The 12,425-nt window shown below is 64.3% G+C and carries 9 protein-coding genes; 5 read left to right on the top strand and 4 right to left on the bottom strand.

Features of this window, described 5'->3' with window-relative positions; all coding sequences use genetic code 11:
* Nucleotides 1–4: 4 nt before the first annotated feature.
* The 4 genes from J4D28_RS13825 to J4D28_RS13810 all read right to left on the bottom strand — a co-directional run bounded on the left by J4D28_RS13825 (nt 5) and on the right by J4D28_RS13810 (nt 5,235).
* Nucleotides 5–1,258 (bottom strand): OprD family porin, encoded by a 1,254-nt coding sequence (locus J4D28_RS13825; protein ID WP_103331062.1) that lies wholly within the window; start codon nt 1,256–1,258, stop codon nt 5–7.
* Nucleotides 1,259–1,358: 100 nt separating this feature from the next.
* Nucleotides 1,359–2,663 (bottom strand): CitMHS family transporter, encoded by a 1,305-nt coding sequence (locus J4D28_RS13820; RefSeq protein ID WP_009048385.1) that lies wholly within the window; start codon nt 2,661–2,663, stop codon nt 1,359–1,361.
* A gap of 127 nt (nt 2,664–2,790) precedes the next feature.
* Complete coding sequence (dctA, locus tag J4D28_RS13815) at nt 2,791–4,113, bottom strand: C4-dicarboxylate transporter DctA (RefSeq protein ID WP_009048384.1); 1,323 nt, start codon at nt 4,111–4,113, stop codon at nt 2,791–2,793.
* 45 nt (nt 4,114–4,158) lie between these two features.
* On the bottom strand, nt 4,159–5,235 hold the full coding sequence (locus J4D28_RS13810; RefSeq protein ID WP_009048383.1) for a 4-oxalomesaconate tautomerase: 1,077 nt from the start codon (nt 5,233–5,235) through the stop codon (nt 4,159–4,161).
* A gap of 168 nt (nt 5,236–5,403) precedes the next feature.
* Between J4D28_RS13810 and J4D28_RS13805 the strand changes: the two genes are divergently transcribed.
* The 5 genes from J4D28_RS13805 to J4D28_RS13785 all read left to right on the top strand — a co-directional run bounded on the left by J4D28_RS13805 (nt 5,404) and on the right by J4D28_RS13785 (nt 12,300).
* Nucleotides 5,404–6,294 carry a LysR family transcriptional regulator gene (locus tag J4D28_RS13805; protein ID WP_009048382.1) on the top strand — a complete coding sequence of 297 codons (891 nt, stop codon included), beginning with the start codon at nt 5,404–5,406 and terminating at the stop codon, nt 6,292–6,294.
* Nucleotides 6,295–6,513: 219 nt separating this feature from the next.
* Entirely contained in the window at nt 6,514–8,337 is a 1,824-nt protein-coding gene (locus tag J4D28_RS13800; protein ID WP_016702815.1) for a monovalent cation:proton antiporter-2 (CPA2) family protein, read from the top strand.
* 191 nt (nt 8,338–8,528) lie between these two features.
* On the top strand, nt 8,529–9,632 hold the full coding sequence (locus tag J4D28_RS13795) for a DNA alkylation repair protein (RefSeq protein WP_103331063.1): 1,104 nt from the start codon (nt 8,529–8,531) through the stop codon (nt 9,630–9,632).
* A gap of 17 nt (nt 9,633–9,649) precedes the next feature.
* The gene (locus J4D28_RS13790; protein WP_038631608.1) at nt 9,650–10,045 is read left to right on the top strand and encodes an SgcJ/EcaC family oxidoreductase; all 396 of its coding nucleotides are present in this window, start codon (nt 9,650–9,652) and stop codon (nt 10,043–10,045) included.
* Nucleotides 10,046–10,419: 374 nt separating this feature from the next.
* Nucleotides 10,420–12,300 (top strand): DUF3857 domain-containing transglutaminase family protein, encoded by a 1,881-nt coding sequence (locus J4D28_RS13785; RefSeq protein WP_103331064.1) that lies wholly within the window; start codon nt 10,420–10,422, stop codon nt 12,298–12,300.
* Nucleotides 12,301–12,425: the final 125 nt, after the last annotated feature.

Genomic DNA, 12,425 nt, shown 5'->3' with positions numbered 1-12,425 from the left:
ATCCTTACCAGAGCGCGATCTCGTAGGTGAAATAGAGGCGGTTGCTGTCGCGTCCCCGGGCGAATTCGGAACGGTATACGTAGTTGCGCAGCTTCACCCCCAGCCCCTTGAAGCGGCCTTGCTGCACCACATAGGCCAGTTCGGCATCGCGCTCCCATTCCTTGATCGCGGTGTTCGAGCGGCCGTCGTTGCCGCTCAGGTAGCGGGTGGAAAACGCCAGCCCCGGCACCCCGAGCGCGGCGAAGTTGTAGCCGTAGTTGAGCATCCAGGTTTTCTCGTCTTCCTCGATGAACTTGCCAATGCCCACGTTGCTGAACGAGTACACCGTGGCGCCGCTGATGTAAGGCAACCCGGCATCCCCGTTGAGCACCTGGTAGCCGCCGCCCAGGGTATGGCCGGCAATGGCATAGGACAGCAGGCCGCTGAGCATATCGTTGTCGATTTTCCCGCCATAGGCCGAACCACTGTCGCTGCTGTGGAAGTAACGCAGGTCACTGGTCAGTACGCCGGCGCCCAGCTTCAGGTCGTGCTGGATACCGGCGAAGTGCTGCCGGTAGAAGTTCTCGAGCTCGCCGTAGAAGTAGCTCAGGCGCAGGTTCTTGCCGAGCTTGTAGTCGCCCCCGGCATAGGTGAAGTCCCCGGACTTGTCGCCGGCATAACCGTCCGCGACGATCGGCACGCTGTCGCTGGAATCGCGCAGCTTGAAGCGATCCAGCCGGCCAGCGGTGAGCGTCAGGTTGTCGATGTCGCTGCTGGTGAGCTGTGTGCCCTGGTAGGTCTGCGGCAGCAGGCGCGCATCGTTGTAGATCAGCACCGGGTTCCTGGGTAGCAAGGTGCCGTACTTGAGCGTGGTCCCGGCCAGCCTGGCCTTGGCCGTGACACCGGCACTGGCGAACTCGTCGGCGGCGCGACCGTCGTCATGCACCGGCAGCAAGCCGGTACCGCTGCGGCCCCGTCCCGAGTCGAGCTTGACCCCGACCAGGGCCAGCCCGTCGACGCCCAGGCCGAGGGTGCCGGGGGTGAAACCCGACTGGAAATCCAGCAGCAGGCCCTGGGCCCACTCCGTGCGCTCGCTCTTGGCCGTGCGTGCCGCCCGGGCACTCAGGCCATGCTCGTCACGGAAGTTCTCATTGAAATAGACATTGCGCAGTTGCAGCTTGAGCGTGCTGTCGTCGCCGAAACCTGCCGCGCCAACGGTTGTCAGCGGCAACAGCGCGGCCAGGGGCAGCAACGCCCCACGGGTGATCGAAAGGGTCATATCGGACTACTCATTGTTGTTATTCGAGGTGTTGCGCGCGCCACGCCCGTGGCGCGCCGGGGAACCCTTGGTGGTTCAGGGATGGCCCAGGAGAACGGGCTCAGGAAAACAGGGTCAGCGCGCCGGTCAGCAGGGCCAGGGCGGTAATCACCAGGGAGGTCAGCACCGCCCATTTGACGGTGGCTCTCTGGAAGTCGCCGATGTCGCGATCGACCATCCCCACCAGCAGCAGGGTCGAGGCCACCAGCGGGCTCATCAGGTGCACCGGCTGGCCGAGGATCGAGGCCCGGGCGATTTCCAGCGGATCGATGCCATAGGCCGCCGCGGCATTGGCGAGGATCGGCACCACGCCGAAGTAGTAGGCATCGTTGGACAGCACGAAGGTCAGCGGCATGCTGGTGATGGCCACCACCAGCGGGAACAGGTGCCCCCACGACGGCGGAATCCACTCCACCAGGGTCTGTGCCAGGGCATCGACCATCTTGGTTCCGGAGAAGATCCCGGCAAAGATGCCAGCGGCGAACACTAGCAGCACCACCGTCATGGCATTGCCCGAATGGGCGAGGATCCGCTCTTTCTGCAGCTCCAGCTGCGGGTAGTTGATCATCAGCGCCAGCACGAAGCCGATCAGGAACAGGATCGCCGAATGCATCAGCCCCATCACCAGCGCCACCATCACCGCCACCACCAGCATCAGGTTGACGTAGGCCAGCTTCGGTCGCTTGCAGGGTGTGTCCTCGACTATGGCCTTGATGTAGCAGTTGCCTCCACCGCTCTGCAGTTGAGTGTTGCCGATGCGCTTGCGCTCGGCGCGGCCCAGCAGAAAGGCGCTGAACACCACCCAGGCCGCACCGCCGATCATGGTCGGCAGCAACGGCACGAAGTACTCGCCGGCATCCAGCCCGAGGGCGGCAATGGCCCGGGTGGCCGGACCGCCCCAGGGGGTCATGCCGCTCATGATGCTCAGGGAGAGCATGGCGATGGTGGCAAGGATCATCGGGTTCATGCCGATGCGCTTGTACAGCGGCAGCATCGCCGCGCAGGTGATCATGTAGGTGGTGGTGCCGTCACCGTCCAGGGCCACCAGCAGCGACAGCAACGCGGTGCCGACGGCGATCTTCACCGGGTCGCCGTTGACCCGCTTGAGGATCTTGCGGATCAGCGGGTCGAACAGGCCCGCGTCGATCATCAGGCCGAAGAACAGAATCGCAAACAGCAGCAGCGCCGCGGAGGGGGCGACCATTTTCAGGCCGTCGAGCATCATTTTTCCGGTGCTGCCGGCAAATCCGCCAATCACCGCGAAGACGATCGGCACCAGAGTCAGGGCAACGATCGGGGACAAGCGCTTGGTCATGATCAGGAACGTGAACACGACCACCATGGCCAGGCCGAGTAATGCAAGCATGTGGGATTCTCTTGTTGTTATGGACAAGCATGGCCGACGCCCAGGCGCACGGCCCCCTTACCCGCCAGGCGGAGCCTGGCGAGGGTTGCAACCGGGTCGAACGGTGTTGTGAGGGCGCCGCGAACGGCTAGAGGTGTTTGCCGGTCTGCACCGGCTCCCAGGCTTCGTCACTGGCCTGGGCATTGTTCGCCGCCTGGCCATCCAGGGCCTGCAGCAGCACCTGGCGTTCGCAGGCGTTTTCCGACAGCGAGATCACGACCGTGGCCACGGCATTGCTGGCCAGGCTGGTGAGCGCCCGGGCCTCGGACATGAAGCGATCGATGCCGATCAACAGCGCCAGCCCCGCCAAGGGGATGTCGTGGATCACCGTCAGGGTCGAGGCCAGCGCGACGAAGCCGCTGCCGGTGACACCCGCCGCGCCCTTGGACGACAGCAGCATGATCGCCAGCATCGTCAGCACCTGCCCCAGGCTCAAGTCGATGTTGCAGGCCTGGGCAATGAAAATCGCCGCCAGCGACAGGTAGATGGCCGTGCCGTCGAGGTTGAACGAGTAGCCGGTGGGCAGTACCAGGCCCACCACGCCTTTCTTGCAACCCAGCGCCTGGAGCTTTTCCAGCATGCGTGGCATCACCGGCTCGGTGGACGAGGTACCCAGCACCACCAGGAATTCTTCACGCAGGTAGCGCAACAGCTTCCACAGGCTGAACCCGTGGGCGCGACAAAGGCCGCCCAGCACCACGAAGACGAAGAATCCACAGGCGATGTAGAGGGTCATGATCAGCTTGGCCAGGGCGCCCAGGGAGGTAATGCCGTACTGGCCGACCGTGAAGGCCAGCGCGCCGAACGCTCCGATCGGGGCAAAGCGCATCAGGTAGGAGAAGATCTTGAACACCATGTGCGAGGCGGCTTCCAGCACATCCAGCACCGGCTTGCCGCGCTCGCCCAGGGACGACAGGGCAAAGCCGCAGAGCACTGCGATGAACAAGACCGGCAGCACCTCACCCTTGTTGAAGGCGCCGATAAAGGTCTCGGGAATGATGTGCATGAAAAACTCCACCACACCCAGCTTGGCCGCTGACTCGGTGTACTGCGACAGGCCCTGGGTACTCAGCTGGGTGGGGTCGATGTTCATCCCCGCGCCGGGCTTGAACAGGTAGACCGCCACCAGGCCGATGATCAGGCTGATCACCGTCAACGCCAGGAACAGCAGCAAGGTCTTGCTCAGGAGGCGCCCCAGGGAGCGCTTGTCGTTCATCCCGGCGATCCCGGTGACGATGGTGCAGAACACCACCGGCGCGATCATCATCTTGACCAGCCTGATGAAGGCATCGCCCAGGGGCTTGAGGGCAATGGCCTGCTGGGCCCAGAAGTGCCCGACCACCACGCCCAGCAGCACGGCACAGATGATCTGGAAGTAGAGCGATTTAACGACTTTCATGGCATCACCCATTTTTAGAATTGTTCTGATGCGAACGACTGTCACTGCGGTGCAGGACTATCCGGCCAGGCGTTGTGACGCCGGGGCGTAGACGAAACCGGAGAACAGCCTTCGCGCGGTGCGAACCACCGAGGCGCGAATGGTCTCTCCCTGGTTGCCGGTGTAGGACAATACGACATCGATCCCGCCACTGGGGTGCTCCAGGCGCACTTGCTTCAGTTGCGTGGCTCCGCCCAGCAGTTCGGCGGCGACACTGCCCGCGCTGACACAGGCGGTGGCCAGGCCGATGGAGCCGGTGATAGCCAGCGCGCGATGGCAACTGTGGGGCATGAAATAGCGCACCTGCAAGGTTCCGCCCGCCTTGGCCGGGGAAACCAACACCGGTTTGGGAATCACCTTGTCACTGACGTCGCCCAGTCCCATGGCCAGGCCGGCCTGCAAGCGCAAGGACTCCAGCCGCTCCAGAAAGGCTTTGTCGGCGTCCAGCTCGGCGGGAGACTCATCGCCGCGCTTGCCCAATTGCCCTGCCTCGACGATCAGCATCGGCATGGCCATGTCGATGCAAGTCACCGGTACGCCATCGATCAGGTCCAGGGTGTTCCCGGTGGGAAAGAGTTTGCCGGTCTTGCTGCCCGCGGCGTCGAGGAACGTCAGTTGCACAGGAGCGGCGGTGCCGGGCACGCCATCGATGGCGGTATCGCCTTCGTAGCTGACCTTGCCCGCCGGCGTCTGCACCAGGGAGTGGACGAAGGTGCCGGTATTGAGATTGCGGATCCGCACCTGGGTCTGCTCGCCAGTGGCCTTGACCAGGCCTTGCTCGACGGCGAAGGGGCCGACCGCGCACAGCATGTTGCCGCAGTTGGGCGCCGTATCGACCCGGCGCTGGGACACCATCACCTGCACGAACAGGTAGTCGACATCGGCCTCGGGGTGCAGCGACGGGCTGACGATCGCGACCTTGCTGGTCTGCGGACTGCCACCGCCAATGCCGTCGATTTCCAGCTCATGCCCCGAGCCCATCAGGTCGAGCAGCAGCTCATCGCGCTGCTCGATGGACACCGGCAGATCCCAGGCGAGAAACACCGGTCCCTTGGAGGTACCGCCGCGCATGAGCACACAAGGAATTCGTTGCATGGACATAGACTCTTGTTAATCAATCGGGTTAATTGATGTTCTGGGCACAAGAGTGTCAGGGAACGAACGATGTTTCCAATGCAAAGATCGTAGCGATTATTGCGTTTCACACATGAAAATTCTAAAGTGGCAGCGCCTGCCTTCCTGCCCTCGCCTGAGACGAAAAACATGGAATATGAGCTCCAGGACATAAGATCCTTCGTGAAAATCGCCGAACTCGGCAGTTTCCATGAAGCCGCCGATGCCCTGCACTTGTCCCAACCGGCCCTGAGCCGCCGGATCAAGAAGCTGGAGGAAGGCCTGGGCACCGCCCTGCTCGACCGCACCACGCGCAAGGTCAGCCTGACCAGCGTCGGCCGGGATTTCCTGCCCAAGGCCCGGCGCCTGCTGGATGACTTCGACGATTCGATCCTCAATATCCGCGAACTGGCGGAACGGCAGATCGGCCAGGTGACCCTGGCCTGCATTCCCACCGCGGCCTTCTACTTCCTGCCGTCGGTGATCCGCCTTTATAACGAGCGCTATCCGAAAATCCGCATCCGCCTGCTCGACCTCAGCGCCAACGAAGGGCTGGAAGCGGTGCTGCGCGGCGAGGCGGACTTCGGTATCAACATGATGAGCGGCCAGCACCCGGACATCGAGTTCGTGCCCCTGGTCAACGAACCTTTCGTACTGGCGTGCAGGCGTGATCATGAGCTGGCGAAAAAGACCTCGGTCACCTGGTCGGAACTCAGTGATTACCGGCTGATCGGCGTCGGCCGCCTGAGCGGCAACCGCATGCTGCTGGACCATGCCCTGTCCGGCCTGAGCTGGCGTCCCCAGTGGTTCTACGAGGTGCAACACCTGTCCACCTCGCTGGGCATGGTCGAGGCCGGGCTCGGCGTGTCGGCCATGCCCAGCCTGGCCATGCCCGCGGCCGACCACCCGACCCTGGTGAGCATTCCGTTGAGCGAACCGGTGGTCAACCGCACCCTGGGCCTGGTCTACCGGCGCGGCGCCTCGCTGTCGCCCGCCGCGGAAAAGTTCGTGTCGATCCTGCTCGAGCAGTGGCCGCATTGACGGTTCGTGGCGCAGGCAAGCTGGCGTGGAAGAGCACGAACACCTGAAACCTGCGCCTGACAACCTGCGGCGTATCGGCCATTAACGGCTGACTGCGCCGGGCCCAGACTTTATGCTGCACAGCCATCCCCCCATGGAACCTGCGGGCCAAACAGTTGCCTGAGGCGCAGCCGTTTTTTCCGTGCACCACCCAATACCCGTTTTCCCAGGAGTAAGCCCATGCCCCATGAAGGCAACCTGTTGCAAGCTGCTGTCGTGTTCCTGTTCGCGGCGGTGCTGACCGTCCCCCTGGCCAAGCGCCTGCAACTGGGGGCCGTGCTTGGCTACCTGCTGGCCGGGGTGATCATCGGCCCGGCGGTGCTGGGGCTGGTGGGCAACCCGCAGAGCATCAGCCATGTGTCGGAACTGGGCGTGGTGTTGCTGCTGTTCATCATCGGCCTGGAGCTGTCGCCACGGCGCTTGTGGGTGATGCGTAAATCGGTGTTCGGCGTCGGCCTGGCCCAGGTGCTGCTGACCGGGGTGGTGATCGGCTGCGTGGCCCTGTTCCTGTTTGGCCAGCCGCTGAACAGCGCCATCGTGCTGGGCCTGGGCCTGGCGTTGTCGTCCACCGCCTTCGGCCTGCAAAGCCTGGCCGAACGCAAGGAGCTGACCAGCCCCCACGGGCGCCTGGCCTTCGCCATCCTGCTGTTCCAGGACATCGCGGCGATTCCATTGATCGCCATGGTCCCGGTGCTGGCCGGGGTCGACCACAACACCAGCAGCGCCGAAGACCTGCGCCATGGCCTGCAAGTGCTGGGCAGCATCGCCGTGGTGGTGATCGGCGGTCGCTACCTGTTGCGCCCGGTGTTCCGCGTGGTGGCGCGCACCGGCCTGCCGGAAGTGTCCACCGCCACCGCCTTGCTGGTGGTGATCGGCACTGCGTGGCTGATGGACATGGTGGGCGTGTCCATGGCCCTCGGCGCCTTCCTCGCCGGCCTGCTGCTGGCGGACTCGGAATACCGCCACGAACTGGAAGCGCAGATCGAACCCTTCAAGGGCCTGCTGCTGGGGCTGTTTTTCATCAGCGTCGGCATGGGCGCCAATATCGGCCTGCTGTTCAGCGCGCCGATCGCAGTGCTGGGCCTGACCCTGCTGCTGATCGCCATCAAGCTGCCGCTGCTGTTCGTGGTCGGGCGCCTGGCCGGTGGCCTGGGGCGCTTGAGCGCGGTGCGCCTGGGCGTGGTGCTGGCGGCCGGCGGTGAATTCGCTTTCGTGGTGTTCAAGATCGGCCGCGACCAGGGCCTGTTCGAGGCGCGCCTGTATGACCTGCTGGTGCTGACCATCACCCTGTCCATGGCCCTGACCCCACTGCTGCTCCTGGCCTGCGCGCGCTTCTTGCAGCCCAAGGCCAAGCCCGTGGAGATGCCCGCCGAGTACCGCGAGATCGAAACCGACGCGCCACGGGTGGTGATCGCCGGCATGGGCCGGATGGGCCAGATCGTCGCGCGGATCCTGCGAGCGCAGAAGATCCCCTTCGTGGCCCTCGACACCTCGGTCGACACCATCGAGCTGACCCGCAGCTTCGGCGGCATGCCGGTGTTCTACGGCGACCCGATGCGTGCGGAAATCCTCAAGGCGGCCAAGGTCGGCGAGGCGGAATATTTCGTGATCGCCACCGACGACCCGCAGACCAACATCAACACCGCCGCGGTGGTGCGCAAGCTCTACCCGCACATCAAGATCATCGCCCGCGCCCGTAACCGCCAGCACGTGCACAAGCTGGTGGACCTGGGTGCCGAGGCGGTGCGGGAAACCTATTACTCGAGCCTGGAAATGAGCCGCAAGGCGCTGATCGGCCTGGGCCTGACCCACGCCCAGGCCGACTCGCGGATCAAGCGCTTCACCGCCCACGACGAACAGGTGCTCGAAGCCCAGCACGCGATCTACGACGACCACGCCAAGATCCTGCAATCGGCCCAGGAAGCCCGGGCCGAACTGGCGCGGCTGTTCGAGGCGGATGAGCAGGACGAGCAGGCCGAAGGCGTGTTGCCGCCACCGCGCTGAGCATCGAGCTATGCGGTGCGGCTGAGATCTTTCGCGAGCAAGCTCGCTCCTACAGAGAAGCACCACGATCCCTGTAGGAGCGAGCTTGCTCGCGATGGCGTCGGGCCTGACTCCATCCCCTGGGCTCCTGACACCATCTGTCAGTCAGTTGCGCTACAGTGCTCGACGCCCCGTCCCGAATGGATACGCCGATGACCGCAGCCAGCCCCAGCGCCCCCGCCCTCAAGGAAATCTTCAACGTCGAACGCCTGGAACACATCGCCCGGGAAATGCTCGCGGTGTACCCGGCGTTCGACCACCGCGGCTTTCTCGCCCAGGCGAAACAGGGCCTCGCTGACCTCTCGGTGATGCAACGCCTGGCGCGGGTCAGCGAAAGCCTGCAGGCGGTACTGCCGGCGGATTACGAGGCCAACCTCGCACGGCTGTACGACCTGGCCCCGCGCCTGAACAGCCGCTTCGTCTGCATGTTCCTGCCGCACTATGTGGCCAGCTACGGCGGGCACGCCTTCGAGAGCTCGATGCAGGCGCTCAAGTATTTCACCGCTTTCGGCTCCTCGGAGTTCGCCATCCGCCCGTTCCTCGCCAATGACCTGCCGCGCACCCTGGCGGTGATGCGGGACTGGGCCCGGGACGACAACGAACATGTGCGCCGCCTGGCCAGCGAAGGCAGCCGCCCGCGCCTGCCCTGGTCGTTCCGCCTGGAGCGGATCCAGGCCGACCCGAGCCTGGCGGCGCCAATCCTCGAACGCCTCAAGGCCGACCCCAGCCTGTATGTGCGCAAGTCGGTGGCCAATCACCTCAACGACATCACCAAGGACCATCCCGACTGGGTCCTGGCGCTGATCGAAGGCTGGTCCCTGGACAACCCGCACACCGCCTGGATCGCCCGCCACGCCTTGCGCAGCCTGATCAAGCAGGGCAATCGCCGGGCGCTGGCGATCGTCGGCGCCGGGCAGGCGCCGCAGGTGAAGTTGCAGGGTCTGCGGGTCGAGCCGGCGGTGATCCGCCTGGGGGAACGGATCAACCTGTCCTTTGCCCTGGAGTCCACCGCCGACGCCAGCCAGCGCCTGGTGGTGGATTACGCCATCGACTACGTCAAGGCCTCGGGCGGCACCAGCGCCAAGGTGTTCAAGCTCAAGGCCTTCACCCTGCCCGCCAAGGCCCGGGAACAGCTCGGCCGCGCCCAGCACATCCGCGAACTGACCACCCGCCGCCACTATCCCGGGCGTCATGAGCTGCATATCCTGGTCAACGGCGAGCGCCTGGGCAGCACGGCGTTCGAGATCCACAACTGAAACCGCAAGGAGCGACCATGCAGCCCCATCCGCTGAAAACCCTGATCGAAGCCGCCGACCGCGCGATCACCGCCGAAGACTTCGACGGCCTGATGGACTTCTACGCCGAGGACGCCACGCTGGTGGTCAAGCCGGGCCTGGAAGCCCGGGGCAAGGAACAGATCCGCCGGGCCTTCGTGGCCATCGCCGAACACTTCAACCACAGCATGGTGGTCCGGCAAGGCGCAATGCAGGTCATCGAAGGCGCCGGCACCGCGCTGGTGATCATGCACACCCTGCTCGACACCCTGGACCGCGACGGCATCGCCAGCACCCTGGAACGGCGCGCCACCTATGTCTTTCGCCATGAACCGTCGGGCGCCTGGCGCTGTGTGATCGACAACTCCTATGGCACCGACCTGCTCGACGGCTGAGCCCGCGGGCGGCGATCTCGTAACAAATTGTTTCGCAAAATCAGCCGAGCGGCTTCTTGCAAAAACAACGGAAAACCACCTGGAAGCGTTCAGCTTGCAGATATGGCTTTGAGCCATATCTGCGGGGACGAAAACCCTGTTTCGAGGAAAAATTCCAGCGCTGCGAACGCCCTCTCCCGCCGTCCAACGATCTCGACCGAATCGAAGAAACCGCTCTATCTCGGGCCTTACAGCCGAAACGAATTGTCAGACAATGCTGTAAATCCGTATTGCGATAAATTATCATTTGGCGCCTCCCCCGCTAGCCACCCGCCTGTCACGCGCGATTCGCCGTGTGCGAGGTGGCTGATTTCAATGATTCACCCGAGGCGCTCATGTACCGTTTTCCGCTTTACCGTCCCCTGATCTGCGCCGGTCTCGGACTGCTCTCCTGGCAAGCCCTGGCTGCCTATCAACCGCAATCGGAAGCTGCCCTGGCCGCCGACGCCGTGATGGAATGCCAGTTCAACGCCGACCACAGCAGCGACTGCACCACCACCCAGCACTACACCATCCTCACCCCGGCGGGCCGGGAAATGCTCTCGCGCATCGACTTCAGCTATGCCGAAACCGATGGTTTCGAACTGCGCAAGGCCGAGTTCACCCAGCCGGGCGGCAAGCCTGTGGCGCTGGCGCCGACGCAGATCGATACCCGCACCGCACCGAATCCGGAACAGGGTTTCCTGCGCGAAAAGCAGACGTCCCTGGCCTTCCCCAACCTGCGGGTCGGCACCCGGCTCAGCTACACCGTGCAGCAGCACTACGCGGCCAAACCGCTGCTGGGGCAGTTCCACTCGGTGCTGCAGTTCGGCCCCAAGCCGGTGCGCCAGGACAGCTTCAAGATCACCTACCGCGCCACGCGCCCGATCATCTGGCGCAGCGAGCAGATGGACGATTACCGTTTTACGGCCTCCAGCGACCGGAAAAAACTCACCATCGAGCAGAAGGCCCCGGTCTTCCTCAACTACATCAATGAACCCTCGATCGGCTTTATCCGGCAGGTGCCGCGGGTCGAGCTGGGCAGCAGCACCGAGGTGCAGGACTATTTCGGCCCACTGGCCCAGCGCTACCAGCAAATCCTCGCCACGCCGCTGCCGCCGGCCAGCGCCAAGGCCGTGTCCGCCTTGCGCGAGCTGCCGCCCGCCGGGAAAGTCGCCGGGCTGATGCAGCACATCAACGACAACTACCGCTACCTGGGCGACTGGCGCGCCACCGAACGCGGTTACGTGCCGTTCGAGCTGGAGCAGATCGAACAGCGCGGCTATGGCGACTGCAAGGACCTGGCGGTGCTCCTGGCGGCCATGCTCAAGGCCAGCGGGATCAAGGCCGAGACGGCCTGGGTCAGCCGCGAGAACGTCGTCGCGCCACTGTTGATCCCCGGCACCCACGCGCCGAACCATGCCATCGTGCGGGCCGAGGTCGACGGCAAAGTGTGGTGGCTGGACCCGACCAACCCGGTGTTCGACCCGGGCCGCAGCATGCCGGACATCCAGGAGCGCTGGGCCTTTGTCAGCGACGCCAACGGCCAGGTGCGCCAGGACTACATTCCGCTGGAAGCGCCAGACACCAGCATCGTGCTGGACAAGCAGGAACACTTCGATCGCGCTGGCCAGGCCCGGGTCAACGCCCGTATCGAATTCAGCCATATGGAGCTGATGCGACTGATGGTGTCCGACAACCAGAACGGCATCGCCAGCAACGACCAGAGCCTGTGCGAGCGTTTCACCCGGGAACTGCGCGACTGCCAGATCGATCGCGAGCCGACCGCTTTCGTCGCCCCCAGGACCTATCGGGTCAAGGCCTCCCTGACCGACCTCAAGCCACTGGAAAACATCTCCGGCAGCTACTTCTACAAGAGCCCGGCCCTGGAGGGCGACTGGGACTTCCTGGTCAACTATCGCCGCAACGGCCAGCTGGCGGACCTGTACATCGGTGACGCCAATACCCTGCGCTACACCATTACCCTCTCCGGCGCCCAACTGGACAAAGACGTCAAGGCCTGCAACGTGCGCTCGCCCTGGTTCGACATGGACCTGCGCAGCGAACGGGTCAAGGGCGAGTACCGCTATCACTACCGCCTGAGCCAGAAAAAACGCTGGCTGAGCCATGAGGACATCGTCAGCGCGCCGTTCGAGGCCATGGTCAGCCAGGCCAAGGACTGCTCCGAACAAGCGCGGCAGTTGGTGCAGCTCAAGGGTGCAGCGAAAAAGACCTGATCCGCCCCCCCCTGTAGGAGCGAGCTTGCTCGCGATGAACGCAAAAGCAACGCGCTCATCCAGGTGATACGCGTCATCGTTGACGCCCATCGCGAGCAAGCTCGCTCCTACAAAAAACAATTGCC

Origin of the sequence: Pseudomonas sp. GW531-T4 (genome assembly GCF_017349615.1) — a bacterium.
Classification (GTDB): domain Bacteria; phylum Pseudomonadota; class Gammaproteobacteria; order Pseudomonadales; family Pseudomonadaceae; genus Aquipseudomonas; species Aquipseudomonas chlororaphis_I.
This window is presented reverse-complemented; position numbering and strand designations above follow the sequence as displayed.